At 71.1% G+C, this 25574-nt stretch carries 24 protein-coding genes; 14 read left to right on the forward strand and 10 right to left on the reverse strand.

Going from position 1 to position 25574, the window contains the following annotated elements:
• The first annotated feature begins 17 nt into the window (after nucleotides 1-17).
• On the forward strand, nucleotides 18-875 hold the full coding sequence (locus KME78_RS05990) for a helix-turn-helix transcriptional regulator (RefSeq protein WP_219527766.1): 858 nt from the start codon (nucleotides 18-20) through the stop codon (nucleotides 873-875).
• A 67-nt stretch (nucleotides 876-942) separates the two neighbouring features.
• Here the strand turns inward: KME78_RS05990 and KME78_RS05995 are convergent, their stop codons facing one another.
• Nucleotides 943-1500, reverse strand: a complete 558-nt coding sequence (locus KME78_RS05995; RefSeq protein WP_219527767.1) for a hypothetical protein — start codon at nucleotides 1498-1500, stop codon at nucleotides 943-945.
• 216 nt (nucleotides 1501-1716) lie between these two features.
• Here KME78_RS05995 and KME78_RS06000 point away from each other — a divergent pair, with 216 nt between their 5' ends.
• Nucleotides 1717-4878, forward strand: coding sequence for an ATP-binding protein (locus tag KME78_RS06000; RefSeq protein ID WP_219527768.1), 3162 nt, complete (start codon nucleotides 1717-1719; stop codon nucleotides 4876-4878).
• On the opposite strand, the gene KME78_RS06005 is transcribed toward KME78_RS06000, so the two are convergent.
• Both KME78_RS06005 and KME78_RS06010 read right to left on the reverse strand, forming a co-directional pair.
• The gene (locus KME78_RS06005) at nucleotides 4810-6093 is read right to left on the reverse strand and encodes an MFS transporter (RefSeq protein WP_219527769.1); all 1284 of its coding nucleotides are present in this window, start codon (nucleotides 6091-6093) and stop codon (nucleotides 4810-4812) included. The two genes, KME78_RS06000 and KME78_RS06005, sit on opposite strands and share 69 nt — an antisense overlap.
• Nucleotides 6084-6584 carry a MarR family winged helix-turn-helix transcriptional regulator gene (locus tag KME78_RS06010; protein WP_219527770.1) on the reverse strand — a complete coding sequence of 167 codons (501 nt, stop codon included), beginning with the start codon at nucleotides 6582-6584 and terminating at the stop codon, nucleotides 6084-6086. The genes KME78_RS06005 and KME78_RS06010 overlap by 10 nt, the downstream gene beginning before the upstream one ends.
• A 157-nt stretch (nucleotides 6585-6741) precedes the next feature.
• Here KME78_RS06010 and KME78_RS06015 point away from each other — a divergent pair, with 157 nt between their 5' ends.
• Entirely contained in the window at nucleotides 6742-7047 is a 306-nt protein-coding gene (locus KME78_RS06015) for a hypothetical protein (protein WP_308126824.1), read from the forward strand.
• A gap of 13 nt (nucleotides 7048-7060) precedes the next feature.
• Here the strand turns inward: KME78_RS06015 and KME78_RS06020 are convergent, their stop codons facing one another.
• A complete protein-coding gene (locus KME78_RS06020; protein ID WP_308126825.1) occupies nucleotides 7061-7468 on the reverse strand; it encodes a winged helix-turn-helix transcriptional regulator in 408 nt (135 codons plus the stop codon).
• A 66-nt stretch (nucleotides 7469-7534) separates the two neighbouring features.
• Between KME78_RS06020 and KME78_RS06025 the strand changes: the two genes are divergently transcribed.
• The 8 genes from KME78_RS06025 to KME78_RS06060 all read left to right on the forward strand — a co-directional run bounded on the left by KME78_RS06025 (nucleotide 7535) and on the right by KME78_RS06060 (nucleotide 16844).
• Nucleotides 7535-8353, forward strand: a complete 819-nt coding sequence (locus KME78_RS06025) for an NAD(P)H-binding protein (protein WP_219527772.1) — start codon at nucleotides 7535-7537, stop codon at nucleotides 8351-8353.
• A gap of 48 nt (nucleotides 8354-8401) precedes the next feature.
• Nucleotides 8402-9391 carry an NAD-dependent epimerase/dehydratase family protein gene (locus tag KME78_RS06030; protein ID WP_219527773.1) on the forward strand — a complete coding sequence of 330 codons (990 nt, stop codon included), beginning with the start codon at nucleotides 8402-8404 and terminating at the stop codon, nucleotides 9389-9391.
• Complete coding sequence (lhgD, locus tag KME78_RS06035) at nucleotides 9388-10578, forward strand: L-2-hydroxyglutarate dehydrogenase (protein ID WP_308126826.1); 1191 nt, start codon at nucleotides 9388-9390, stop codon at nucleotides 10576-10578. The genes KME78_RS06030 and lhgD overlap by 4 nt, the downstream gene beginning before the upstream one ends.
• 14 nt (nucleotides 10579-10592) lie before the next feature.
• The gene (locus tag KME78_RS06040; RefSeq protein ID WP_214644281.1) at nucleotides 10593-11288 is read left to right on the forward strand and encodes a response regulator transcription factor; all 696 of its coding nucleotides are present in this window, start codon (nucleotides 10593-10595) and stop codon (nucleotides 11286-11288) included.
• Nucleotides 11288-12709, forward strand: a complete 1422-nt coding sequence (locus tag KME78_RS06045; RefSeq protein ID WP_219527774.1) for a sensor histidine kinase — start codon at nucleotides 11288-11290, stop codon at nucleotides 12707-12709. Before KME78_RS06040 ends, KME78_RS06045 begins: the two co-directional genes overlap by 1 nt.
• 65 nt (nucleotides 12710-12774) lie before the next feature.
• Nucleotides 12775-13431: a response regulator transcription factor gene (locus KME78_RS06050; protein ID WP_246650632.1), complete on the forward strand. Its 657-nt coding sequence runs from the start codon at nucleotides 12775-12777 to the stop codon at nucleotides 13429-13431.
• A gap of 9 nt (nucleotides 13432-13440) precedes the next feature.
• Entirely contained in the window at nucleotides 13441-15216 is a 1776-nt protein-coding gene (locus KME78_RS06055) for a GTPase family protein (protein ID WP_246650544.1), read from the forward strand.
• Complete coding sequence (locus tag KME78_RS06060; protein WP_219527776.1) at nucleotides 15213-16844, forward strand: GTPase; 1632 nt, start codon at nucleotides 15213-15215, stop codon at nucleotides 16842-16844. Before KME78_RS06055 ends, KME78_RS06060 begins: the two co-directional genes overlap by 4 nt.
• Nucleotides 16845-16922: 78 nt before the next feature.
• On the opposite strand, the gene KME78_RS06065 is transcribed toward KME78_RS06060, so the two are convergent.
• From KME78_RS06065 to tdh, 4 genes are read right to left on the reverse strand one after another with little or no spacing between them, the layout of a single operon-like run.
• Nucleotides 16923-18089, reverse strand: a complete 1167-nt coding sequence (locus tag KME78_RS06065) for an MFS transporter (RefSeq protein ID WP_219527777.1) — start codon at nucleotides 18087-18089, stop codon at nucleotides 16923-16925.
• Nucleotides 18090-18094: 5 nt separating this feature from the next.
• Nucleotides 18095-19021, reverse strand: coding sequence for a LysR family transcriptional regulator (locus tag KME78_RS06070; protein WP_219527778.1), 927 nt, complete (start codon nucleotides 19019-19021; stop codon nucleotides 18095-18097).
• A 28-nt stretch (nucleotides 19022-19049) separates the two neighbouring features.
• A complete protein-coding gene (locus KME78_RS06075; protein WP_219527779.1) occupies nucleotides 19050-20225 on the reverse strand; it encodes a glycine C-acetyltransferase in 1176 nt (391 codons plus the stop codon).
• Nucleotides 20225-21253 (reverse strand): L-threonine 3-dehydrogenase, encoded by a 1029-nt coding sequence (gene tdh, locus KME78_RS06080; protein WP_219527780.1) that lies wholly within the window; start codon nucleotides 21251-21253, stop codon nucleotides 20225-20227. Before tdh ends, KME78_RS06075 begins: the two co-directional genes overlap by 1 nt.
• 177 nt (nucleotides 21254-21430) lie before the next feature.
• On the opposite strand from tdh, the gene KME78_RS06085 reads away from it, so the two are divergent.
• From KME78_RS06085 to KME78_RS06095, 3 genes are read left to right on the forward strand one after another with little or no spacing between them, the layout of a single operon-like run.
• The gene (locus tag KME78_RS06085; protein ID WP_219527781.1) at nucleotides 21431-22606 is read left to right on the forward strand and encodes a Gfo/Idh/MocA family protein; all 1176 of its coding nucleotides are present in this window, start codon (nucleotides 21431-21433) and stop codon (nucleotides 22604-22606) included.
• A gap of 30 nt (nucleotides 22607-22636) precedes the next feature.
• Complete coding sequence (locus KME78_RS06090; protein ID WP_219527782.1) at nucleotides 22637-23224, forward strand: RNA polymerase sigma factor; 588 nt, start codon at nucleotides 22637-22639, stop codon at nucleotides 23222-23224.
• Nucleotides 23221-23787 (forward strand): hypothetical protein, encoded by a 567-nt coding sequence (locus KME78_RS06095; RefSeq protein WP_219527783.1) that lies wholly within the window; start codon nucleotides 23221-23223, stop codon nucleotides 23785-23787. Before KME78_RS06090 ends, KME78_RS06095 begins: the two co-directional genes overlap by 4 nt.
• Nucleotides 23788-23803: 16 nt before the next feature.
• Here the strand turns inward: KME78_RS06095 and KME78_RS06100 are convergent, their stop codons facing one another.
• Nucleotides 23804-24634 (reverse strand): oxidoreductase, encoded by an 831-nt coding sequence (locus KME78_RS06100; RefSeq protein WP_219527784.1) that lies wholly within the window; start codon nucleotides 24632-24634, stop codon nucleotides 23804-23806.
• Nucleotides 24635-24636: 2 nt separating this feature from the next.
• Nucleotides 24637-25494 (reverse strand): helix-turn-helix transcriptional regulator, encoded by an 858-nt coding sequence (locus tag KME78_RS06105; protein ID WP_219527785.1) that lies wholly within the window; start codon nucleotides 25492-25494, stop codon nucleotides 24637-24639.
• Nucleotides 25495-25574: the final 80 nt, after the last annotated feature.

Raw genomic sequence — 25574 nt, forward strand, 5'->3', positions numbered from 1 at the left:
ATGATGGTGAGATGGACATGGACCGCCCAGAGCTCGCCGACTTCCTGCGCCGTTCCAGGGAACGGCTACGCCCTCAGGAGGTAGGTCTGCCGGCCGGGCCACGGCGCCGCACGCCCGGATTGCGGCGTGAGGAGCTCTCCCAGCTCGCCGGGATGTCCGCCGACTACTACATGCGCCTCGAACAGGCCAGGAGTCCCCAGCCCTCGACCCAGATCCTCGCCTCGCTCGCCCGTGCGCTGCGCCTGACCGAGGACGAGCGCGACCACCTCTACCTGCTGGCGGGACACCGGCCGCCGGCCGGCCGCCTGGCGGGCGACCACGTACGGCCCGGCCTGCTCTATCTGCTCGACCAGCTCAAGGAGACCCCGGCGCACATCACCAACGACATCGGTGACCTCCTCGCGCACAACACCATGGCCGAAGCGCTCCTCGGCTGTGTCTGCTCGGTCCGCGAACAGGACCGCAACTTCGTGTGGCGCTGGTTCACCGACCCCGCGATCCGCCAGATCTACTCACCCGACGAACGCCGACAGCACAGCCGCGCCAACGTCGCGGACCTGCGCGCCGCCATCGCCCGGCGCGGCAGCGACGCCGCCTCCACCGGGCTCGTCACCAGACTGCGGGCCGTCAGCCCCGAGTTCGCCGATCTGTGGGATCTGCACGAGGTCGCCGTACGGCGCAGCAGCCGCATGCGCGTCAACCACCCCGCCATCGGGCCCCTCGAACTCGAATGCGAGACGCTCCTCAGCCCAGCCGAGGACCAGAAACTCCTCATCTTCACCCCGCCGCCCGGCACATCCAACATCGACCACCTGAGCCTGCTCCGCGTCCTCGGCCACGACGACTTCACCCCGGCCGCTCCCGAACGCCGCTGATCTGTCGATCACGTCAGACCGCCGCCCCTCGAACCATGAGAGGGACGGCGGTCTGGCTAGTGATGGGCTATCGCGATGCCTTGTCGAGATCCGCGGTACCTGATTGCTGGGCGGTGGCGCTGAGCGCGGGCAGCACGATCATGCGGAGCTGGGCCTGGCCGGAGATGGTCTTGCCGCTGTTTCCGCCGTAGTAGTAGGCCCGCATGATGTACGTGTCGGGCGTCAATGAGGAGACGAACGTCTTCTGGTTGGACACGCAGTTGCCGCCGGTCCGGTTGCCGATGATGGTGGACACGTGGGCACCGTCGGACACGCGGTAGAAGGCCCAGAAGGGGTCTTCGTCCGGGGTGATGCCGTTGCCGCCGACGTTGTACCTTTGGCCGTTTCGGACGGTGAGGTCGGCGACGGGGCCGTCGATGGGATCGGTCTCGTACTTGATGTATCCCCCGTTGACGTACACGTGCGCGGCCGTGTTGCACCGCGCGGCGGAGGCCGCCGTGGAGGTCTGCGCCGCTACCGCCGTGCCGAGGCCGACGGCGAGCACGAGCACGCTCAGGACACGCGTCAGAGCGGTTCGGGCGATGACTACCTGGGATCGGTGTTGCCGGCGGATCTTCATGAGCATTCTTCCTTCCTCGGTTGAGTCGGCGCGATCACCTGACTGCCGGGGACGCTACGGAGCTGGCATGACGTAGCCATGACGTGGCGATGACTCCGCTCGTCATCCGCACGCCGTCTTCTGACGAAATGTTCGCGGCGGTGTCGGATGGGGAGGCGCGGGGCGATGCGGTTTCGGATGCTAGGTCCGTTACAGGTCCGCACAGGCGACAGGTGGGCACGGGTGGCCGCCGAGCAGCAGCGGGTGGTCCTGGCGGTGCTCCTGGTCGAGGCCGGGCGAGTGGTGAGCACGGACAGGCTGGTGGACGCGGTGTGGGGTGAGCGGCCACCGAGAACAGCGACCAACACGATCGCCGCGTACGTCACGCGGTTGCGCCGGCTCGTCGGCCGCGACGTCCTGGCCGGGCGACGGCGCGGCTATGAGCTCCTCGCCGCCGACGACGGCGATATCGACGCGGTGGTGTTCGAACGAGGTGTGGCGTCAGGGCGGCGCGAGCTGGAGGCGGGCCGTCTGGAGAGCGCCGCGGCGGGGCTGGGCCGGGCGCTGGCCGTGTGGCACACCCCCGAGCCGGTGCTGGCGGATGTGCCGCCTACCCGGTGGGTGGAGGGGCGGGCGACCCAGCTGGGGCAACTGCGGCTGGGGGCGGTCGAGGACCATGCCGACGCGCGGCTGCGGCTGGGCTGGCACGCCGACCTCGTCGAGGAGCTGGATCGCCTGGTGCGGGAGAACCCGCTGCGGGAACGGCGCTGGGCCCTGCTGATGACGGCCTTGGACCGGTGCGGGCGGCGCGCCGAGGCGCTGGAGGCCTACCAGCGGGCGCGTCGCGTCCTGCGGACCGAGCTGGGGCTGGAGCCGGGGCAGTGGCTGCGAGAGCTGCAGCGGTCGATCCTCATGGAGAACGGGCAGGAGGCCACCGCGGTGCCGCTGGTGGGGCCCGTACCGGCGCATCAAGGAGAGCCCGCAGAGAGCTGGCCTTTCGTGGGGCGGGACGAAGAGCTGGACACGATCCGGTCGTGTCTGCGGCGGGGTGCCGCGAAGGGCGTGGTGATCTCGGGCGAGGCGGGCATCGGCAAGACCCGGCTGGCCCGGGAGATCCTGGCGCAGGCGCGGGGCTGCCGCACCGAATGGGTGGCGGCGACGGGTTCGCTGGCCGCGATCCCGTTCGGCGCGGTGGCCAACCTGCTTCCCACCGACCGGATTCCGGCAGACCATGCGTTGCCGCTGCTGGCGGCGGCGGCCGCGCGGATACGGGAGTACGGCCGGGATCAGCGGGTGGTCATCGGCGTCGACGACGCGCATCTGCTCGATCCGGGATCGGCGGCCCTGATCGGCCATCTCGCGGCCCAGCACCTGGCCTTCGTGGTGGCGACCTGCCGCGCGGGAGCGCCCGTCCCCGACACGATCACGACGTTGTGGAAGGACGGCCAGGCGCCGTGGCTCGACCTCGGGAGCCTGCCGGCGGCTGCCGTGGACCGGCTCCTCGACCACACCCTCATGGGGGACGTCGACGGGGTCACCCGGCGCCGGCTGGGCGACCTCGCGGCGGGAAACCCGCTCGCGCTACGCGAGCTGCTGTCGACGGCCATCACCGACCACGCACTGCGCCAGACGCATGGCGTGTGGCACCTCGCGGGTGACTACCGTCCCCGTGGCGCGATCCAGCAGTTGCTCGCCGATCGCCTGCGCCCGCTCGGCCCGCGAACCCCGATGGTGCTGGAGCTGCTGGCGTGTGGCGAGCCGCTCCCGCTGGCGCTGCTGGCACAGCTGGTGGATCCGGCGTCCATCGACGAAGCCGAGGCACACGGATTGGCCGTGTCCGGGCGCGTGGGCAACCGCGTCCAGGTGCGGCTCGCGCACCCGCTCTACGGTGAGGTGCTGCGTGCCCGATTATCGGCCGGCCGCGCCCGGCAGCTGTGGTGGCGGCTCGCGGGCGCGCTGCTGGACACCCCGCTGCGCCGTCGCGACGACCTGCTGCGGGCCGCGCTCTGGCAGGTCGAGGGCGGCGCTGTGGTACGTCCCGACATCGTACGGACCGGCGCCCGCCAGGCCATCAACCGGGCGGATCTCGCCTTGGCCGAACGCCTCGCGCGAGCCGCCAGAGACGCCGAGCCCTCCGTGGACGCCGACGCGCTGCTGGCCGAGGTGCTCGAATACCGTGGCCGCAGCGCCGAGGCGGCAGCCGTGCTACCGGAGCAGCCCCCGCCCGGTGACGAGCTGCTCCCGTGGGCCCTCGCCCGAGCCGAGACCATGTACTGGGGCAACGGCGACGCCGTCGCCGCCGAGCAGACGCTGGATCTCCTGCGCGGCCGGCCGGGGGAGGATCTGGCCGAAGGGATCCGCACCTGGATCCTGCTGTTCGACGGGCGCTGCACGGCCGTGCTGGATGTCGCCGACCGGCTGCTGGCCTCGGACTCGGCGAGTGCGCAGGCCCTCATCTGGGCCACCGCGGCGGCCACGGCGGCCGCGGGCTTCCTCGGGCGGGCCATGGCCGCCACCGGCTATCACGAGCGGGGGTCGGCCCTGGCCGAAGCGCGCCAGGCGGAGCTGCCCTGGGGCGTGGTCGAGCTCGGCGTCGCCCGGTCTCTGGCGTACCTGGCCATGGGTGAGCTGGACGCGGCATGGAGCGTCTCGGACGACGGGTATCGGCAGGTGCTGTCCGGGCAGAGCCCGATGATGTCGGCCGGCCACCTCGGTCTCCGTGGGCTCGTGGAATGCGCGCAGGGCAGACCGGCCGACGCCGGCCGATCCCTGAGGGAAGCGATCAACGCGCTCGACGGCCGCGACACCCTCCGGCTCACCCACCTCTTCATGACCGGGCTGGCCACGGCCACCGCGCTGGGCGGCGCGGCGGACGACGCGCGAGCCTGGATGGACCGCGCCGACCAAACAGGCAATGAGGCCAACCGGCTCTTCTCCCCGTGGATCGTGCTCGGCAACGCCTGGACGCTGGCGGCGGAGGGCCGGCTCGCTGACGCGGTGAGTGCCGCCCGGTACGCGGCCGGCCTGGCCTGCGGCATCGGACTTCCCAGCGTCGAGGCGATGGCCCGCTACGATGTGCTCCGTCTCGGCGGAGAGGGCGATCTCCACCGGCTCGACGAGCTCGACACCGCACTCGACACACCCATGAGCCGCGTGCTGGTGAGAGCGGCCCATGGGCTCGAACACGCCGATGGCGAGGCACTCTCGGGCGCCACCGATGCCCTCGCCCAGCTCGGTCACCACCTGCTCGCCGCCGAGACCGCGACCTGCGCCGTCCCCGCTTACCGCCATGCCGGTCTGGCGGACAAGGCAGCGACGGGGCTCGAACGAGCGGCCTCATTGCGTACCCGATGCCAAGGCGCCGTCACTCCCTTGCTCATGCGGTCCGACTGGAGGTGTCGCTGAGGACCGGCGCAGGTCCGGCGTGGTGGCTCCCACCGCGGCGACGGCGCCGAGGCAGAGCAAGCCGCCGCTGACCAGGGCCGCTGCTCCCGATGTAGCGTCCGCGACGAGGCCCCCGCGCATATTGCCGAGGTCGGGGCCGGCCTGCCCGACGATCTGTTCAGCGGCGCTGACCCGACCGAGCAGCCCGCTCGGGGTGTGCATCTGGACGATGGTGCTCCGGGACACCACGGAGACGGTGTCGGCGGCGCCGGCCAGGACGAGGAAGGCCAGCCCGACCCACGGGTGGGGCGACACGCCGAACAGCGCCAGAGAGGCGCCCCATGTGGCGGATCCGCCGAGCATGACCAGGCCAGGCCGGGGAAGCCGGGTGAATGTCCCAGAGAAGAGGGACGCCGCGACGCCACCAACGGCGATGGCGGTGAGGAACAGTCCGAGAGTGCGCGGGTTGTCGCCGAACCGTTCCGCGTTGATCAAGGGGAACAGGCTGATCGGCATCGACAGCACGGTGGTGGCCAGATCCGTGAGCAGGGCGCCGCGGACGACGGGAGTGCCGGCCAGGAAGGCCAGGCCGTCCAGCACTCCGCGCAGTCCGGGGCGGGCGGGCTCGTCTCCGGGGCTCATCCGTGGCAAACCGAACACACCGTAGAGCGCCACGACGAAAGTGAGCGCGTCGAGCAAGTAGCAACCGGCGACACCCAGCTCACCCACGACAAGCCCGCCCAGCGCGGGGCCGATCAGCAAGGCGCCCTGGAAGGCGATACGTCTCAGCGCCAATCCGGCGGCCAACTGGTGCTTGGGCAGAAGGTGCGCGATGAAGGTGCGCGAGGCCGGGCCCCCGACAGCGCCGAAGCAGGAATGCATCACCACCAGCCCCAGAACCCCGGCGACCGGGAGATGTCCGAAGAGGCCCTGAAGTGCGAGAAGGAGCGAACACGCGGCATGCCCGCTGGTGGTGATCAGGCAGAGCTTGCGGCGATCCACGCGGTCCACGACCGATCCGGCGAAGAGCCCGAGCACGACGAGCGGAATCGCCTGCGCCAAGCCGACGGCGCCGGTCCACGCGGTGCTGTCGGTCGTCTGCCAGACCTGGAACAGCACGGCGACGAGAGTCATCTGGCTGCCGAACCCGGAAAGGGCCTGGCTGATCCATAACCGCCGGAACGGCGGTGATGATCGTAGCGGGGCCACGTCGAGCAGCGTGTGCCTCAGTCCCATGCGGGGTCCTCTGCCAGCTTCTCGGCGATCCGGTCGTGGAAGCTCTTGCGCGCGAGGGCCTGCTCGATGTCGGCGACGACCTGGGAGAGCGGATAGGGGATCTCGGCCTCGATCTCGGCGATGGCGGCCTCGGTGGCCCGCCACTCCGCCGCCAGACGGCCGACGATGCCGCGGGCCTCGTCGGTGAGCGTCACCTTCTTGCTGCGCGCGTCGTCACCCTCGACGGTCTGGACCCAGCCGGCCTCGCGCATCGCGGCCACCTTCTGGCTGAGTGCCGAATGCGTCCGGTTGACCGACTCGGCCAGTTCGGTGATGGTCATCGGCCCGCCGGCGTGCAGTCGGAGCAGCTCCATCACAAAGCTCGGCTTGAGCCCTGTGATGCGCTTCTTGGCGTAGATCCGGGCGATGTCCGCGTCCATGGAGGCCTGAAGAAGCCGCAGCGGTCGCCAGAGGCTCTCCTGGGTGGGATCGGGTGCATGGGGATCGACCATGAGCGCATCATATAAGCACTTATATAAGTGCTGTTGTTATTGTCGGCCGAGGACTATGCCGCCAATCGAACGTGAGTACGATGACGTTATGTATCTCCCACCGGAGTGGCCGCCTGAGGTCCGCCCACCCAGCGTTCCTGACTGGGAGGCCTCGGCTGTGGCTTGGCTGCTCGATGCGGTGCCGCCCGACTATCGGGCGTACGAGGTGCTCCGCCGGCATCCGGTCGCGCTGGCCAGGATGGCGCTTCATCACGTCAATTCAGCTGTTGAAGCGGCAAGAGCCGGATACAGAAGCGCGGCTGTCGATCTTAAAGGCCGCCTTCCCCCTCACACCGTCGAGGCGGTGCTGGATGTCTATCGCCAGGAAGGGCCACGCCTGGTCCGCCTGGCCCGCTCCATTGAGGTCGTCGACAGGGCGCTCCGCGGTGAAGGCTTCACCGCGGTGCTGCGCAATGGCCGATGAGGCGATCAAGAAGCTAGCGCGGACGACCGCGCGAGGCCTGGCCGCCGACCGGCTTCCTGGTGTCGTAGTCCAGCCGGGCCTGTTCGACCTCGCCGATGTTGACCGACCACTTGGCGAGCGCTTCGAACACCGGCGAGAGGCTCCGTCCCAATTCGGTGATCTCGTACTCCACTCGCGGCGGAACCTCGGGGTGGTAGGTGCGTACGACGAGCCCGTCGCGTTCCAGCTGCCGCAGCCGATCGGTCAGCACCTTGGGCGTGATGGTGGTGATCCGGCGTTCCAGCTCCACGAACCGATGCCGCCCGTATTCGTTGAGCACCCACAGGATGGGCGTGGTCCAGCGGCTGAAGACGATGTCGACCACCGGGGCGATCGGACATGCCTGTTCCGGGGGGATGCCGACAGCTGTGTCGTTGGTCACAATCAGCCTTCCTCGCCAATACTTTCCTCTAGGTACCTACTATCACGGCGCTAGTACCTTCCCAACATGATTGTGGTGACTGGAGCAACGGGCAACGTCGGACAGCCGCTCGTGCAGGCGCTTGTCGCGGGCGGCGAGCAGGTGACGGCGGTGTCACGGAAGATCTCGGACGTGCCGATGGGGGTGCGACACCGGCAGGCCGACCTGGCCGAGCCGGCGAGTCTCAAACCCGCCATCCAAGGAGCTGAAGCGCTGTTCTTGCTGACCTCCCCCGACTTCATGGCGAACGGCGATCTCGGTGCCGTCATGAACGTCGTGCGGGCGGCCGGCGTCGGGCGGGTCGTGTTGCTGTCCTCGCATGGCGTGGGCACGGGACGCCATCCCTCGCGTCTGGAAGACGCGGTCAAGCAGTCGGGCCTGGAATGGACGATGCTGCGGCCGGGCAACTTCGCCTCCAACACGTTCCAATGGGCCGATTCGGTCCGCGAGGAACGGGCGGTCCGGGCGCCGTTCGGCGACGCCGCGGTGCCGGCCATCGATCCGGCCGACATCGCCGAGGTCGCCGCCGTCGCCCTGCGCGAGCCGGGCCACGAGGGCGGCATCTACACGCTGACCGGACCGGCGCCGATCTCACCCCGGCAGCAGGCCACGGCGATCGGGGACGCCCTGGGCGAGCCGGTGCGGTTCGTCGAGCAGAGCCGCGAGGAGGCGCGGGACCAGATGCTGCGATACATGCCCGAGCCGGTCGTGGAGGCCACTCTCGGCGCCCTCGGCGCCCCGTCGGCCGCCGAGCAGAGTGTCAGCGCCGATGTCGAGCGGCTCCTCGGCCGCCCGCCCCGCACCTTCGCCGAGTGGGCGGAGCGCAACGTCGCGGCCTTCGAATAGCGCGGCCATGGTTGCCGACGTAACCAAGTAAGCGCTAGCTTCCAGGGCATGCGTGTCCTGGTGAGCGGTGCCTCGGGGTTCGTCGGGTCGCACGCGGTCGCGGCCCTGATCGCTGCCGGGCATGAGCCCTGCCTTTTGGTGAGAAATCCGGAAAAGGTGCGACGGGTGTTGGGGGCCGGGGAGTGGGTGGTGCATCAGGGGGACATTCGCGACGCGGCGGCCGTACGAGCGGCTCTGGACGGGTGTGACGCGGTGCTGCACGCCGCCGCCGACATGGGGGTCACCGGGCACGGGGCCGACCTGCGCGGGTCCAACGTCGTCGGGCTGCGCAACGTGCTCGGACAGGCCGCCGAGCTGGGGCTGGATCCGATCGTGCACGTCTCCACGATCGCGGTGTTCGTGCCGCCCGCCGAGCCGCTCATCACCGCCGACAGCCCGCTGACCAGCCCCAGGAACGCCTACGGCAGGTCCAAGGTCGAGGGCGAGCGGTACGCCAGGGAGCTGGGCGGTGTGACCATCGTCTATCCGGGCGGCATCGCCGGGCCGGGACAGCCGACGCTCGACGCCCTCAACGAGGGGCTCCGCGCCGGGCTGCGGTGGGGGTGGCCGGTCGTGCCGGGCGGTGTGAGCGTGCTGGACGTCCGGGATCTGGCCGTCGCGCTGGCCCGCTGTTTCACACCTGGGCTCCGGGATCGCCGCTACCTGCTTGGGGGACATTTCCGTACCTGGGGTGAGTTGGCGGAAATATGCGCGGAGGTGACGGGGCGGGCGGGCCGGGCCTACCGGATGCCCGGTGGTGTGCTGCGTGGGATGGCCGCGGTGCTCGACCGGCTCAAGCGGCTGGTGCCCATCGACTACCCGCTCACCCGTGACGCGGCCGACTTCATGCTCACCCTGGTCCCCACCGACGACGGCCCCACGCTCAAGGACCTGGAACTCACCCTGCGCCCGGTAGAAGACACCGTTTCGGATACATTGCGCTGGCTTGCCGCTGAAGGGCATCTGAATCCCCGCAGAGTAGGCAGACTGGCGCCGTGACAGAGAAGATCGGTGTCATCGGGGCCGGCATCGTCGGCCTGGCGGTCGCCCGCGAGCTCGCCACCACCAGAGGTGCCGAGGTGACCGTCCTCGAAAAGGAGAACAGCGTCGGCGCGCACCAGACCGGCCACAACAGCGGCGTCGTCCACGCGGGCATCTACTACCCGCCGGGCTCGCTCAAGGCCAGGCTCTGCCGCGAAGGCGTCGCGCTGCTCAAGGAGTACTGCGCGCTCCACCGCCTGCCGTACGAGGAGGTCGGGAAGCTGGTCGTGGCCTGCACCGGCGCCGAGCGGCCGCGGCTGGCGGCGCTGGCCGAGCGGGCCAGGGCGAACGGCGTCCCCGGCATCGCCGAGCTGGACGCGCTCGCCCTGCGCGAGATCGAGCCGCACGCGGTCGGCGTCGGCGCGGTTCACTCGCCGCACACCGCGATCGCCGACTTCCCCGCCGTCGCGCGCCGGCTCGCGCTCGACGTGGCCGAGCTGGGCGGTTCGGTACGGCTCGGGCACCCGGTCAGGGCGATCAGGGAGACCTTCAAGGGCGTCGAGGTGCTGGCCGCCGGGCGGCGGTTCGCCTTCGACCGGCTGGTGATCTGCGCGGGATTGAGCACCGACGCGGTGGCCAAAATGGCGGGACGGCCGGGCGACATCAGGATCGTGCCGTTCAGGGGCGAGTACTACGCGCTAGAAGGGGCGGCCAAGGACCTGGTGCGCGGCCTGATCTACCCGGTGCCCGACCCTCGGTACCCGTTCCTGGGCGTGCATCTGACCAGACACATCGACGGTGAGGTCCTGGTCGGGCCGAACGCGGTGCTGGCGCTCGCGTATGAGGGTTACCGGGGAACGAACCTCCGTAATTCCTGGCAGATTCTGCGCTGGCCGGGCACGCTGCGCATGGCCCGGCAGCACTGGCGCACCGGGGTCAAGGAGGTCCACGGCTCGCTGGTCAAGGGGGCCTTCGTCCGGGCCGCGCGCCGCTACGTACCCGAGCTCACCGCCTCCGACCTGCGGCGAACCGAGGGCGGCGTACGCGCCCAGGCCGTGGCGAAGGACGGCCGGTTGGTCGACGACTTCGCGGTGGACGTTCAGGGCAGGGTCGTGCTGGTCCGCAACGCGCCGTCTCCCGCGGCCACCTCCAGCCTGGCGATTGCCAGGCACATCGCCGGAATTGTCCCAGCACTCGTCCGTTGAGTGCATGCTTGGAGATGATGGAAGCGCGACTGCTGATCGTCGAGGACGACCCCAACATCCTCGAACTCCTCGCCGCGAGCCTGAGGTTCGCGGGTTTCGACGTGTCCACGGTCAAGAACGGCCTGGACGCCGTCACCGCTGTTCAACGGCACCGTCCCGACCTGGTCGTGCTCGACGTCATGCTGCCCGACCTCGACGGATTCGAGATCGTACGGCGGCTGCGCGGCGGGGGCGTGCACGTGCCGGTGGTCTTCCTGACCGCCCGCGACGAGACCGAGGACAAGATCCGCGGGCTGACGATCGGCGGCGACGACTACGTCACCAAGCCGTTCAGCCTCGAAGAGGTGGTCGCCAGGATCCACGCGGTGCTCCGCCGTACCAGTGGAGAGTCGCAGGCGCCGCCGCCCAGGCTGACGTTCGCCGACATCGAGCTCGACGAGGAGAGCCACGAGGTGTGGCGCGGCGGCAACGCCGTGTCGCTGTCGCCGACCGAGTTCAAGCTGCTGCGGTACTTCATGACGAACGCGGGCCGGGTGCTGTCGAAGCCGCAGATCCTCGACCACGTCTGGGACTACGACTTCAGAGGCGAGGTCGGGATCGTCGAGTCCTACGTGTCGGTGCTCCGCCGTAAGATCGACAACCGCAACCCGCGGCTCATTCACACGTTGCGTGGTGTCGGATACGTCCTGCGGCTGCCGCCGAGTCCGTGATGCGCGGTCTGCCGCTCAGGATCAAGCTGATCGCCGCCATGCTGGCACTGCTCGGCCTCGGGCTGACCTTCATCGGCGTAGTGAGCGTCTCCGTGCTGCACGGCTACCTGATGAACCGCGTCGACAGCCAGATCCAGCTGCTCGCCGTACGCGTGGAGAACAAGCTCAAGCACGACCAGGAGAAGCGGGAGCGGGGCAAGGAGACCAACGACAAGATGGCGTTGATCGAGTCCGACACGATCGTGCTGGTGCAGCCGCCGGGCGGGACGCTGACCCCGGTGTTCGGCGACCGTGACGTGGACGCAAGGCCCAGGCCGGTGCTGTCGCAGTCACCGGGACCGGGGCTCTACACGACGCGGGCGGTCAGCGGCGACGGCGAGTGGCGGGTGCTGCAGGCCTCGGCACCGGCGGGCGAGTACGTGATCGCGGCCGACCTGGAAGAGGTCAGGGACATCACCCGGCGGCTCGGCCTCATCGAGATCCTGGGCGGCGGCGGCATCCTGCTCATCCTCGCCGTCGTGGGCGTCGCGATGGTCCGGCGCAGCATGCGCCCGCTGACCGAGATCGAGAGCACCGCCGAGGCCATCGCGGGCGGCGAGCTCGGCCGCCGGGTGCCGACCGGCGACCCGCGTACGGAGGTGGGCCGCCTGGCCCTGTCGCTCAACGGGATGCTCGCGCAGATCGAGGCCGCCTTCACCGCCAGGTCCGCCTCCGAGGCGGCCGCCCGCCGCTCCGAGGACCGGATGCGCCAGTTCGTCGGCGACGCCTCGCACGAGCTGCGCACCCCGCTCACCTCGATCCGCGGTTTCGCCGAGTACGCCAGGCAGAACCCGAAGGCCGACGCCGCCGAGCTGATGCAGCGCGTGGAGAAGGCCGCGGGCCGGATGAGCCTGCTCGTGGACGACCTGCTGCTGCTCGCCCGCGTCGACCAGCAGCGCCCGTTGCGCATGCGGCCGGTCGACATGCTGGCGCTGGCCGCCGACGCGGTGCACGAAGCGCGCATCCTGGCGCCCGACCGGGTGATCAGCCTGGACGTCGTCGGCGGCGCGGCGCTGATCGTCTCCGGCGACGAGGTACGGCTGCGCCAGGTGGTCACCAACCTCATGACCAACGCCCTGACCCACACCGAGCCGGCCACCCCGGTGACGATACGAGTCGGGGCGGGGGAGGACACGGCGTTCCTGGAAGTGGCCGACAAGGGGCCCGGGCTCACGCCCGAGCAGGTCGAGCGGGTGTTCGAGCGGTTCTACCGGGCCGACTCGGCCAGGTCGCGCCAGCGTTCGGGCGACGACCGGGGCAGCGGGCTCGGCCTGGCCATCGTGCAGGCGCTGGTAAAGGCGCACGGCGGCACGGTGCTGCTCGACAGCGCGCCCGGCCAGGGCTCCACGTTCCGGGTCGAACTCCCACTCGCCTTGGAGTGAGCATTCAGCTATTCCTCAGCCTCCTGAGTCACTCTGGGTAGGTGACTAAACCCGAGGCGCTGATCATGGTGGTGGACGACGAACCCAGCATCCGGGACCTTCTGTCCGCGAGCCTGCGCTTCTCCGGCTTCGAGGTGCTGACCGCCGCCGACGGCTACGAGGCCGTCGAGGTGGCCGAGCGGACCACGCCGGATCTGGTCGTGCTGGACGTCATGCTGCCCGATCTCGACGGGTTCGAGGTGGCCAAGCGGATCGGCGTGCCGGTGCTGTTCCTGACCGCCCGTGACGCCACCGAGGACAAGATCCTCGGGCTGGGGGTGGGCGACGACTACGTGACCAAGCCGTTCAGCCTGGAAGAGGTCCAGGCCAGGATCCGCGCGGTGCTCCGGCGTACGCGCGGGGAGAACGCGCCCGCGAGCCGCCTCCAGGTCGCCGACCTGGAGCTGGACGAGGAGGCCCGCGAGGTCTGGCGCAACGGGCGGCAGGTACGGCTGTCGCCGACGGAGTTCAAGCTGCTGCACTACTTCATGTCCAACGCCGGGCGGGTGCTGTCCAAGGCGCAGATCCTCGACCACGTCTGGAACTACGACTTCGGCGGCGACGCCGGTGTGGTCGAGTCGTACGTCTCCTACCTACGGCGCAAGGTCGACGACGTCGAGCCCAGGCTCATCCACACGCTGCGTAGCGTCGGTTATGTGCTGCGGGAGCCACCGGCGGGCTAGCGTGGTCCTATGGATCTGCTGGGCGCGTTGGAGGAGTTGCGCCACCGGCTCGATGGCGAGCTGTTCCCGCTCGAGATCGGTGCGGCCGCCGACGACCGGCGCGCGCTCAAGGAGCTCACCGGCCAGCTCGACGACTACCTGCTGCCCCGGCTGCGGGCCATCGACGCGCCGTTGCTCGCCGTGGTCGGCGGCTCCACCGGGGCGGGCAAGTCGACGCTGGTCAACTCGCTGGTCGGGGCCGACGTCGCCGAGCCCGGCGTGCTGCGGCCCACCACGCTGGTGCCGACGCTGGTGGTGAGCCCGGCCGACCGCGACTGGTTCATGGGCCAGAACGTCCTGCCCGGGCTGTCCCGCGGCACCGGATCGGCCGTCGGAGCGCTGCGGGTGGTCACCTCTCCGTCGCTCGCCGCGGGGCTGGCGCTGCTCGACGCGCCCGACATCGACTCGGTGGTGACCGCGAACCGCGAGCTGGCCGCGCAACTGCTGGCCGCCGCCGATCTGTGGTTGTTCGTCACCACCGCCGCCCGTTACGCCGACGAGGTGCCGTGGAGCTTCCTGCGCTCGGCGCGCGAACGCAGCACGGCGCTCGCCCTCGTGCTCGACCGCGTGCCCGCCGAGGCCGTCGAGCCCGTCACCCGCGATCTCGAACGCCTGCTGGTCGAGAACGGTCTCGCCGGCACCCGGCTGTTCACCGTGCCCGAGGCGGCACTGCCGTCGGAGAAGGCGCGGCTGCCCGCCGCACTGGTGTCGCCCATCTCCGCGTGGCTGTCCGAACTGGCCGCCGACGCGGCCGAACGGTCCCGGGTCGTCAGGCAGACGCTGTCCGGGGCGCTCCACAGCCTGGTCACGCGGGTGCCGCTGCTGGCCGACGCGGTCACGCGGCAGCAGGCCGGGTTCGACGCGCTGCGGTCCATCGTGTCGGGGGCCTACTCGGGCGGGCTGGCCGACTTCGACGAGGGCATGCGCGACGGGTCGCTGCTCCGCGGCGAGGTGCTGGCCCGCTGGCAGGACTTCATCGGCACCGGCGACCTGATGCGCTCGCTGGAGAGCCGGGTGGGCTGGCTGCGTGACCGGGTCGTCGGCTTCTTCACCGGGCGGGTGCCCGCCGACTCGCTGCGCGACGCGCTGGAGAGTGGCGTCGAGACGCTGATCAGAGGCGCCGCCGACGCCGCCGCCGAACGCAGCCTCGAGGGCTGGTCGGCCGCGCCCGGCGGTCCCGGGATCATCGCCAACGTCGGCGCGGTGGAAGCGGCCCGGCTGGGCCGGACCTCCCCCGACCTGAGCAAACGGGCCTCGGCGGCGGTGCGGGGATGGCAGGAGTACGTCCTCGACCTGGTACGCCACGAAGGCGCCGAGAAACGGACTACGGCCCGGATCGCCTCCTTCGGGGTGAATGGGGCAGGTTTGCTGCTGATGCTGGCCGTGTTCGCCTCTACGGGTGGGTTGACCGGGATCGAGGTCGGGATCGCGGGTGGGACGAGTGTGCTGTCGCAGAAGCTGCTGGAGGCGGTGTTCGGTGATCAGGCGGTGCGGACGCTGACCGTCAAGGCGCGCGAGGATCTGCGCGAACGGGTGCGGAGACTGCTGGAGGAGGAGGCCGGGCGGTTCACCGAGCTGCTGGCGGCGGTCGAGCCACCGGCCGGGGCGGCGGGCGCCCTGCGGGAGGCCGCCCAGGCGGTCCGCGCCCATCGCACCGAACTGCCGTCGGGCACGGCTCCGGTCTCCGACGCCGAAGGTCCGGCTGAGGGGCCGGCCGAAGGTCTCGCTGAAGGTGAGGGCTCGTGAAGCTGCTGCGTCGTAAGGAGGGGCCGTCGCTGGACTCCCGGCTGGCCGCGCTGCTGGAGGCGGCCGAGCTGGCCGAGGGGCGGCTGCCGGCCGACGTGGTGTCCCAGGCGCGGGCGGTGGCGGAACGGGCCGGTGTACGGCGCAGCCTGTCGGTGGATCACACCGTGGCGGCGTTGGCCGGGGCCACTGGAAGCGGGAAGTCGTCTTTGTTCAACGCGCTGGCCGGGGACGAGCTCGCGGCGGTGGGCGTCACCCGGCCGACCACGTCGACCGCGCAGGCGGCGCTGTGGGACGGGGCGGGGGCGGGTCCGCTGCTCGACTGGCTGGAGATCCCCCAACGGCATGCTCCGGCCGCCGTCGGGCCCGACTTTTCCGGACTTATCCTGCTAGATCTCCCCGACCATGACTCCATCCGGCTGGCGCACCGCCTGGAGGTCGACCGGCTGGTGGAGCTCGTGGATCTGCTGGTGTGGGTGCTGGACCCGCAGAAGTACGCCGACGCGGCGGTGCATGAGCGCTACCTGCGCCCGCTGGCCGGGCACCGGGACGTGATGGTGGTGGTGCTCAACCAGATCGACCGCCTGCCGCCCGACGCGGTGGACCGGTGCCTGCGTGACCTGCGCCGCCTCCTGGACGACGACGGGCTGACGGGGGTGCCGATCCTCGGTGCCTCCGCGCGTACGGGTGCGGGCCTGGCCGAGCTGCGCGCGCTCCTGGCGGAGCGGGTGGCCGAGCGCCGCTCCTGGTCCGCCCGTCTGTCCGCCGACGTGTCCGCCGCCGCCGACCACCTGGCCGACCAGTCCGCCGACCACCTGGCCGACCGGTCCGCCGCGCCGCTCCCGGACGCCGGCGCGGTGGCCGGGTTGGGGAAGCCGCTCACCGCCGCGCTCTCCGAGGCCGCCGGGGTGCCGCTGGTCGTGGCGGCCGTGCGGAAGGGGCACCGGCACCGGGCCGTGGTGGCGACCGGCTGGCCCGTCACCAAGTGGGTCCGGCGGTTCCGGCCCGACCCGTTGCGCAGGCTGCGCATCGGCACGTCACGCGACCTGGAGATCGTCGGCCGTACGTCCGTCCCGGTCGCTTCGGCCGTGCAGAAGGCACAGGTCGAGACCGCCATCCGCGACGTCGGCGAGGCGGCGGCGAGTGACCTGGACGGGGTGTGGGCGGCGGCGGTACGGCAGGCGGCGCGGTCGCGGGCCGGAGAGCTGGCCGACGCCGTGGACCGGGCGGTGGCGACGACCTCGCTCGGCGCGACCAGGCGGCCGAGGTGGTGGCGGGCGGTGGGGATGCTGCAGTGGCTGGTGTTCGCCGTCATGGTCGCCGGTGGGCTGTGGCTGGGGGTGCTGTTCGGCATGGACTATCTGCGCCTGCCCCAGCCGCCCCTGCCGACGCTGGGCGTGGTGCCGTGGCCGACGGTGCTGCTCGGCGGGGGCGCGCTGGCCGGAGTGCTGATCGCGTTGCTGTCCCGGCTGGCGGCCTGGGCGGGCGGGCAGCGCCGGGCGCGCCGGGTGGCGAAGGACCTGCGGTCGGCCATCGCCCAGGTCGGCGCCGAGTACGTACTGGAGCCGGTGAAGGGCGAACTGGCCAGGCACACCCGCTTCACCGAGGCGATCACCCGCGCCCGCGCCTGACCCGCTTCACCGAGGCGATCACCTGCGCTCGTGCCTGGACCGCTTCCTGAGGCGATCGCCTGCGGCCCGACGGTCCTGTCAGGGGCGGCCGGTGGGTCCGAGGAGGAGGGTCGACAGGGCCGCGCCCAGGCCGGCGAAACCGGCGGCCACCAGGAACGGCATCGACGGCCCGAACTCCTGCCCCACCACCCCGGCCACCCCCGACCCCGCCGCGGCCCCCACGCTCGCCGCCGTCGACACCCACCCGAACGCCTCCGCCTGCGCCCCCGGCGCGAGCTCGTCCACCAGCAGCGACGTGGTCGTCAGCGCCGGGTTGAGCATCAGACCCCCGGCGAAGAGCACCACCCAGAACAGCGGCAGCGCCGACACCAGCACCAGCGGCCCCAGCGCGAGACCGAAGACCAGCAGCAGCCCGGTCAGCCGGCGCGCGGGAGCGGCCGTCCACCGGCGGGCGCCGTAGACGGCCGCCCCGGCCACGCCGCCCAGCGACAGCGCCGCCACCAGCAGGCCCGTCGCGGCCGGAATGCCCCGGGCCGCCGCTAGAGCGGGCACCCCGACGTCCAGCGCCCCGATGGCCCCGCCGAGCAGCACCATCACGACGAGCAGCAACCGCATCCCGAGATGCCGGAACACCCGTCCCCGCCCCGCCGACCGCGAGGGACCGGTGACCCGCAGCGCCCGGGAGAAGGCCAGCGTGCCCGCCCCCGCGGCGACGGCCACCACACCCAGCGCCAGCGACGCCGACGCCAGCGCGATCAGCACCCCTAACAGCAGCGGGCCGGTGAGCATGGCCAGCTCCTGCACCAGGTACACGAGGCTGTAGGCGGCGGTACGGCCCTCCGTGGCCAGGCGGGCGCCCAACTCGACGCGCATGGTCACCGAGACCGGCGGCAGTCCGGCCCCGGCCGTCCAGGCCAGCGCCACGATCGTCCACCCCGGCCACCCGGCACCGGCGCCGGCCACCACCGCGATCAGGGCCGTGACGTGCGCCAACGCGCTGACGGCCAGCACCCCTCGCGGCCCTCGCCGGTCGATGGCGCGCCCCTGGACGGGCCTGGCCATCCCCGCGCCGATGGCGAACGCCGCCGCGGCCAGCCCCGCCAGCACCAGCGAGCCGCTCGACGCCTGCACCACCAGCACGATCCCCACCGGCGCGACCTGCTGCGTGAGCTGGGCCAGGAACCCGAGGACGGCCTGCGCCGTAACACCCGGCAGACCGAACAGCTTCCGGTACGGCACGCCCATGCGTCTCACCCGGCCCCGAGGGAATCGGCGATCGTGTGCAGGGTGCCGAGCAGCGGCCGGAGAAGAGGATGAGCCTCGGCACCGCGCCGCACGGCCGCGAAGACCCGCCGCTCGGGCCCCGGCGTCTGACGTACTGCGACGCCCGGCAGCACCATGTCGCGGAGGGCCAGTCTGGGCACCAGGGCCACGCCCGCACCGGCGCCGACCAGTGCCACCACGGCGCGGAAGTCGTCGGAGCAGTGGGCGAAGTTCGGTGAGAAGCCCGCCTGCTCGCAGGCGAAGGTGATCACGTCGTGGACGGGGTTGCCGGGATAGGGCCCGATCCACGTCTCGCCGGCGAGATCGCCGAGCCGGACCGCATCGGCCGGGGGCGGGCCGCCGGCGCCCGCCAGCGGGTGATCCTGGGGGAGCACCAGGTCGAACGGCTCCGCGTACAGGGCGGATCGGTGCAGGCGGGGATCGGCCGCGTCCGGGGCGCCGCGATACTCCACCGCGATGGCCAGGTCGGCCCGGTCGTCGAGCAGCATGGTCAGGCTGTGGTCGCCCTCGGCGTCGAGCACCCGTATCCGCAGCCCCGGGGAGCCGGTGCGCAGGGCGGTGATGGCGGGGGAGAGCACGGCGCTGATCGCGGTGGCGAAGCAGGCGACGGTCACCTCGCCCGCCGCGCCCGTGCTGTAGGCGGCGATCTCGGCTTCGGCGCGTTCGAGCTGGGCGAGCACCTCGTTGGCGTGGGTGAGCATGATCTGGCCGACCGCGGTCAGGCGGACGCCGCGCGCGTCGCGGGTGAACAGCCGGTGGCCCACCTCGTGCTCCAGCGCCCCGAGCTGCTGGGAGACGGCCGAGGGGGTGAGGTGCAGTGCGGCGGCCGCGGCGGTGACCGTGCCATGGTCGGCCACCGCGCGCAACGTACGCAGCCGCCGCGTGTCTATCACGCAGCGAGAATACGTGGGATCCGGAGCGTCAGTGCGAGGCGCGGGCCTGGATGAAGGCGTCGACCGCGCGGTCCACGTCCTCGGCCGAGTGGGCCGCCGACAGCTGGACCCGGATCCGGGCCTGGCCGTGCGGCACGACCGGATAGGAGAACCCGATCACGTACACGCCGAGCTCCAGCAGCCGCTCGGCCATCGCCCCGGCCTCGGCGGCGTCGCCGATCATCACGGGGGTGATCGGATGGTCGCCGGGCAGGATGTCGAACCCGGCCTCGGTCATCTTGGCGCGGAAGCGCGCGGTGTTCGCGCGCAGCCGCTCCCGGGCCTCGCTGGAGGTCTCCAGCAGGTCGAGGATGCGCAGCGAGGCCGCGGCGATGACCGGGGCGAGGGAGTTGGAGAAGAGGTACGGGCGGGAGCGCTGACGCAGCAGCTCGCAGATCTCCTTGCGGGCCGCGACATAGCCGCCGCTGGCCCCGCCGAGCGCCTTGCCCAGGGTGCCGGTGATGATGTCCACCCGGTCGGTGACGCCGTGCAGCTCGGGCGTGCCGCGACCGGTCGGCCCGACGAACCCGACCGCGTGGGAGTCGTCGACCATGACCATCGCGTCGTAGCGTTCGGCCAGGTCGCAGATGTCGGCCAGCGGCGCCAGGTAGCCGTCCATGGAGAACACGCCGTCGGTCACGATCAGCCGCCGCCGCGCGTCGGACGCCTCCTTCAGCCTGGCCTCCAGCTCGGCCATGTCGCGGTTGGCGTAGCGGTAGCGGCGGGCCTTCGACAGCCGGATGCCGTCGATGATGCTCGCGTGGTTCAGGGCGTCGGAGATCACCGCGTCCTGCGCGTCGAGCAGCGTCTCGAAGACGCCGCCGTTCGCGTCGAAGCACGAGCTGTAGAGGACGGAGTCCTCCTGGCCGAGGAAGTCCGAAAGGCGGGCTTCGAGCTCCTTGTGCACTTCCTGGGTGCCGCAGATGAACCGTACCGAGGCCATCCCGAAGCCCCAGCGGTCGAGCGCCTCCTTGGCGGCGGCGACCACCTCGGGGTTGTCGGCCAGGCCGAGGTAGTTGTTGGCGCAGAAGTTCAGCACCTCTCGGCCGGCCACGCTCACCTGTGAGCTCTGTGGCGTGGTGATCACGCGCTCGGGCTTGTGCAGCCCCGCCTCGGTGATCTCGTCGAGCGTCGCACGCAGCTGATCGCGTACGTTCGTGAACATCAAGCGCTCCAATCCAGGATGACCTTGCCCGTGCGGCCGCTGGCCGCCGTGTCGAAGGCGGCGTCGAAATCGCGGTACGAGTAGCGGTCGGTGATCACCGGGGACAGGTCGAGACCCTTCTCCAGCAGCACCGACATGTTGTACCAGGTCTCGTACATCTCCCGGCCGTAGATGCCCTTGATGGTGAGCATCGAGGTCACCACCGTGGCCCAGTCGATGGCGAACTCCTCGGCGGGCAGCCCGAGCATCGCGATCTTCCCGCCGTGCGTCATGTTCGCGATCATGTCGCGTACGGCCCGCGGGTTCCCGGACATCTCCAGCCCGACGTCGAAGCCCTCGCGCAGGCCGAGCCGCGTGATGCCCTCGGCGATCGAGGTCCGCGCGACGTTCAGGGCCAGGGAGACGCCGAGCTTGCCGGCCAGGTCGAGGCGTTCCTCGCTGACGTCGGTGATCACCACGTTGCGCGCGCCCACGTGCGTGGCCACCGCCGCCGCCATCAGCCCGATCGGGCCCGCGCCCGTGATCAGCACGTCCTCGCCGACCAGGGGGAACGACAGCGCGGTGTGTACGGCGTTGCCGAACGGGTCGAAGATGGCCGCCACGTCGGGATGGACCGGCACCCGGTGCTTCCAGACGTTGGAGGCGGGCAACGTGACGTATTCGGCGAAGGCGCCGTCCCTGTTCACGCCGAGCCCGATGGTGTTGCGGCACAGATGGCGGCGCCCGGCCATGCAGTTGCGGCACTTGCCGCAGACGATGTGCCCCTCGCCGCTCACCAGGTCGCCGACGGAGATGTCCTCGACGCCGGGTGCGACCTCGACCACGTGCCCGGAGAACTCATGCCCCACGATCAGCGGAAGCTTCAGAGTATGCCGCGCCCAATCGTCATATTTCCGGATGTGGAGGTCGGTGCCGCAGATGCCGGTACGCAGCACCCGGATCAGCACCTCACCCGGACCAGGTGTGGGCTCCGGCACGTCGGCCAGCCACAATCCAGGCTCGGCTCGCTCCTTGACCAGCGCTTTCATGGCTCCATCTCTCCCTCTGCCCCGAACCTAACGCACTGTGCCCGCTCGCTTGGGGACGTGTCCATCGAAGGATTCTTAAGTGCCCCCACAGCTTCCCTTCACGCCACTCGTACGGCGTGCCCGATATCGCACTATTGGCGCTGGTTTTTTGCATAAACGAGCGCTAGCCTCGCTTGGGTGGAAGACCTGCGCATCGGAGTCATCGGCCTCGGCCTCCGCGCCGCCCTGGCACGCTACGCGCATCAGCCTGGTCAAGGATCGGTGGTGGCCGCGCTCTGCGACTCCGACCCGGCGGTGCTCAAGAGCCAGGCCGGACGGTTCGACGGGGCGTTCCTGACCGAGGACCACCACCGGCTGCTCGACCGCCCGGACCTCGACGCGGTCATCGTCGTGACGCCCGACGACACGCACGAGCGCGTCGCGATCGACTGCCTGGAGGCCGGCAAGGCCGTCTACCTGGAGAAGCCGCTGGCCATCACCGTGGAGGGCTGCGACAACATCCTGCGCGCCGCGCGGCGGACCGGGACCCGGCTGTACGTGGGGCACAACATGCGGCACATGGGCGTGGTCCGGCTGATGCGCGACATCATCCAGCGGGGCGTCATCGGCGAGCCGAAGACGATCTGGGTGCGCCACTTCGTGTCCTACGGCGGGGACTACTACTTCAAGGACTGGCACGCCGACCGCACCCGGACCACGGGCCTGCTCCTGCAGAAGGCCGCGCACGACCTCGACGTGATCCACTGGCTGGCCGGCGGCTACACGACCAGGGTGAACGCCCTCGGCGACCTCATGCTCTACGGCGACCTGCCGCGCCGCGAGCCGGACACGCCCAGGCCGGAGGGCTGGCTGCGCGAGTACGACTGGCCGCCGGCCAGCCGCGGCGACCTCAACCATGTCATCGACGTCGAGGACGTGTCGGTGATGAACATGCGCCTCGACAACGGCGTCATCGCCGCCTACCAGCAGTGCCACTTCACCCCCGACTACGTGCGCAACTACACGGTGATCGGCACCGAGGGCCGGCTGGAGAACTTCGGCGACGGCCCCGGCGACACGGTCAAGGTCTGGAACACCGGCCCGTCGGGCTACCGGAACGACGGCGACATCGCGTACCGGGTGCCCGATGCCACCGGCTCGCACGGGGGTGCCGACACGAACATCATGCGAGAGTTCTGCGGGTTCGTCCGGGACGGTGGGGTCACCGACACGTCCCCGGTGGCCGCGCGGATGAGCGTCGCCGCCGGCTACATGGCCACCATGTCGCTGCGCGACGGCGGCATGCCGTACGACGTCCCGGCGATCGACCCGGAGCTGGCGGCGTACTTCGACCGTGGGCAGTTGGAACCCTGACGTGTGTGCGGACAGTTCCTTTGTGTGGATATGTCGACACGTGCCCGGATACGTGCCGGGGACAAGGCGGCCTTCGCGCAGCTCTTCGACGACTACGCGAAGGCCGTGTACAACCATGCCTTCCGCCTGACCGCGAACTGGTCCGCGGCCGAGGACGTGATGGCGCTGACCTTTCTGGAAGCTTGGCGATTACGCGGCAGGATCGACATCGAGGGCGGTTCGCTGCGGCCATGGCTGCTCGGCATCGCCACCAACGTGGCCCGCAACGCCCGCCGGGCCGCCCGCAGGCACGACGACGCCCTGGCCAGGATGCCCAGGGGCGAGGCCGTGCCGGACTTCGCCGACGAGATCGTGGGCCGGATCGACGACGCGGAACGGCTGGCCGCCGTCCGCGCGGCCTACGGCTCGCTGCGCCGCCAGGAGCAGGACGTGTTCGCGCTCTGCGTCTGGTCCGGGCTCGGTTACGCGGAGGCGGCCGAGGCGCTCGGCATCCCCGTGGGCACGGTCCGGTCCCGGCTGTCGCGAGCGCGCCAGAAACTCGGCCGGCTCGCGGAACCGCCGCCCGCGCCCCGACAGGTAGTAGGAGACAAAGGCCCCGCAAAGGAGGAGATCCGATGAGCCGACCATACGACCGCGATCTTCCCGAGGGCCGTCACCGACTGCTCAAGGAGTTCGTGATGACCGAGATCGACAAGCCGAAGCGACGCCTGCTGCGGCCCATCGTCCTGGCGCCCGCGCTTGGCCTGGCCGCCGCAGCGGCCGTGGCCATCCCGCTGCTGCTCGGCGGCACCCCCGCGTACGCCATCGCTGACAACCCCGACGGCACCGTCAACATCCAGATCAACGAGGTGAAGGACGCCGACAAGCTCCAGTCGGACCTGCGCGCCAAGGGGATCAACGTGGTGGTGAACTACATCCCCCGGGGCAAGAAGTGCAGCCCGCAGCCCCGTGCCGCGCACTTCCTGCCGAAGGAGGTGGGGCTTGTGGTCTGGCCGCCGCCGGAGGGAGCGAACTTCACCATCGACCCGAGCGTCATCAAGGAAGGACAGACCGGAGTGCTGGAGTTCAGCGTTGGTGGCGTCCAGGGCTCCGTGGTGGCTGGCATCTGGGCGCGCGTCGCCGAGGGCCCGGTCGCCGACTGCACGCTGGTCGACACTACGGACGCGCCGCTGTCGCACTGAGGCCCGCCCTACGCGGTCATACGGGGAAGGCGGTGCTGAGGGTCAGCTCCTTCCACCCGTCGAAGTCGCGTCGGAGCGTGTCGAGCTTGGCGTTGGCGACGTTCAGGGCGTCACCCCCCAGAAGCAGGCGCAGCGGCGGGTTCGCCGACCGCACCACGGTGAGAATGGCCTCGGCGGCGCGCACGGGGTCACCGGGCTGGCTCCCGTACGTGCCCAGGGTGGTCTCCCGGCGCTTGCCGGCCGTCTGGGAGTAGTCGTCGATGCGGGTCCCCGACTGCTTCATCGAGGGCCCCGACCAGTTCGTACGGAAACCGCCGGGTTCGACGATGGTCACCCTGATCCCGAGCGGCGCCACCTCCGCCGCGAGCGACTCCGACAGCCCCTCGACCGCGAACTTCGTGGCGTGGTAGTAACCGGTGGCCCCGAAAGCGGCGAGACCGCCGACCGAGGACACGTTGAGGATGTGGCCGTGCCGCCTGGCCCGCATGCCGGGCAGCACCGCCTTGGTGACGGACACGAGCCCGAAGACGTTGGCCTCGAACAGCTCGCGGACCTGCGCGTCCTCGCCCTCCTCGATCGCCGCGAGGTAGCCGTACCCCGCGTTGTTGACCAGCACGTCGATGCTGCCGAAGACCTCCTCGGCGCGCTCGACGGACGCGGTGACCTGCGCGGGGTCGGTGACGTCCAGCGGCAGGGCCAGGGCCCGGTCACCGTGGTCGGCCACGATGTCGGCGACCTGGTCCGGGTCGCGGGCGGTCACCACGGCCCGCTCGCCGCGGTCGAGGACGAGCGTGGCCAGTTCCCGGCCGAAGCCGGTGGAGCATCCGGTGATGAACCAGACAGACATGATTACCTTTCCCGTTCGGTCATGGCGATGTCGCGCATCACGGGCGGCGCGGTGAGGCTGCCCAGCAGGGACAGCGCCTGCTCGGAGGCACTTCCAGGATGGGCTTGATAGACGACGAGCTGCTGGCCGGGGGCGCTGTTGACGGTCAGGGCCTCGTAGCTGAGGTCCAGCTCGCCGACCACCGGATGACGCAACCGCTTGAACTCCGCCGTCTTGCCGCGTACTTCGTGACGTGCCCACAGGCGGGAGAAATCGGGGCTCTTGAGCGACAGCTCACCGACCAGGTCGGTCAGGCGGGGATCGTCCAGATCCGCGCCGGCGGTCGCCCGCAGGGACGCGACGCAGTCCTGGGAGACCTTCTGCCAGTCGCGATAGAAGTCGCGGGCCTGCGGATCGAGGAACACCGACCGGACCAGGTTGCGATCGCTCAGCCAGCCGAACAGCGCCGCGCCGAGCGCGTTGCAGGCCAGCACGTCCAGGTAGCGGCCGAGCACCAGCGCCGGGGTGTCCGGCCAGCGCTCCAGCAGCCGGACCAGCCCCGGGCCGACCCGCTCGGGCCGTCCCGCACGCCGCCTGCGCCGCGGCTGCGGGCGGGCCAGCTCGTGCAGGTGCGCGACGGCGTCCTCCTCCAGGGTCAGCGCGTTGGCCAGCGCCTCGAGCACCTGCGCCGACGGATGTTTGTCCCGGCCCTGTTCGAGGCGGATGTAGTAGTCGGTGCTGACCCCGGCGAGCATCGCGACCTCTTCCCGCCGCATTCCGGGAGTGCGGCGGCGGCCCGCGGCGGGCATCCCATGGGTTTCGGGCCTGGCCAGCTCCCGCCGCGCTCGCAGGAAATCGCCCAGCCGGTTGTCGCTGTCCATGCCTTCGAGGTTATGCACGACCAGGCAGAACAGGGTGGACCTGGCACTCCCAGGGTGCGGGTTGGGGCTCCTGGCTTGGA

This window comes from Nonomuraea guangzhouensis, from assembly GCF_019396345.1.
Taxonomy (GTDB): Bacteria; Actinomycetota; Actinomycetes; order Streptosporangiales; family Streptosporangiaceae; genus Nonomuraea; species Nonomuraea guangzhouensis.

Coding starts and splice junctions, on each gene's coding strand:
- KME78_RS05990 (WP_219527766.1), top strand. CDS start 18: ATGGACCGCCCAGAGCTCGCCGACTTCCTGCGCCGTTCCAGGGAACGG.
- KME78_RS05995 (WP_219527767.1), bottom strand. CDS start 1,500: ATGCTCATGAAGATCCGCCGGCAACACCGATCCCAGGTAGTCATCGCC.
- KME78_RS06005 (WP_219527769.1), bottom strand. CDS start 6,093: ATGGGACTGAGGCACACGCTGCTCGACGTGGCCCCGCTACGATCATCA.
- KME78_RS06010 (WP_219527770.1), bottom strand. CDS start 6,584: ATGGTCGATCCCCATGCACCCGATCCCACCCAGGAGAGCCTCTGGCGA.
- KME78_RS06025 (WP_219527772.1), top strand. CDS start 7,535: ATGATTGTGGTGACTGGAGCAACGGGCAACGTCGGACAGCCGCTCGTG.
- KME78_RS06030 (WP_219527773.1), top strand. CDS start 8,402: ATGCGTGTCCTGGTGAGCGGTGCCTCGGGGTTCGTCGGGTCGCACGCG.
- KME78_RS06040 (WP_214644281.1), top strand. CDS start 10,593: ATGATGGAAGCGCGACTGCTGATCGTCGAGGACGACCCCAACATCCTC.
- KME78_RS06045 (WP_219527774.1), top strand. CDS start 11,288: ATGCGCGGTCTGCCGCTCAGGATCAAGCTGATCGCCGCCATGCTGGCA.
- KME78_RS06050 (WP_246650632.1), top strand. CDS start 12,775: ATGGTGGTGGACGACGAACCCAGCATCCGGGACCTTCTGTCCGCGAGC.
- KME78_RS06055 (WP_246650544.1), top strand. CDS start 13,441: ATGGATCTGCTGGGCGCGTTGGAGGAGTTGCGCCACCGGCTCGATGGC.
- KME78_RS06065 (WP_219527777.1), bottom strand. CDS start 18,089: ATGGGCGTGCCGTACCGGAAGCTGTTCGGTCTGCCGGGTGTTACGGCG.
- KME78_RS06075 (WP_219527779.1), bottom strand. CDS start 20,225: ATGTTCACGAACGTACGCGATCAGCTGCGTGCGACGCTCGACGAGATC.
- tdh (WP_219527780.1), bottom strand. CDS start 21,253: ATGAAAGCGCTGGTCAAGGAGCGAGCCGAGCCTGGATTGTGGCTGGCC.
- KME78_RS06090 (WP_219527782.1), top strand. CDS start 22,637: ATGTCGACACGTGCCCGGATACGTGCCGGGGACAAGGCGGCCTTCGCG.
- KME78_RS06095 (WP_219527783.1), top strand. CDS start 23,221: ATGAGCCGACCATACGACCGCGATCTTCCCGAGGGCCGTCACCGACTG.
- KME78_RS06100 (WP_219527784.1), bottom strand. CDS start 24,634: ATGTCTGTCTGGTTCATCACCGGATGCTCCACCGGCTTCGGCCGGGAA.
- KME78_RS06105 (WP_219527785.1), bottom strand. CDS start 25,494: ATGGACAGCGACAACCGGCTGGGCGATTTCCTGCGAGCGCGGCGGGAG.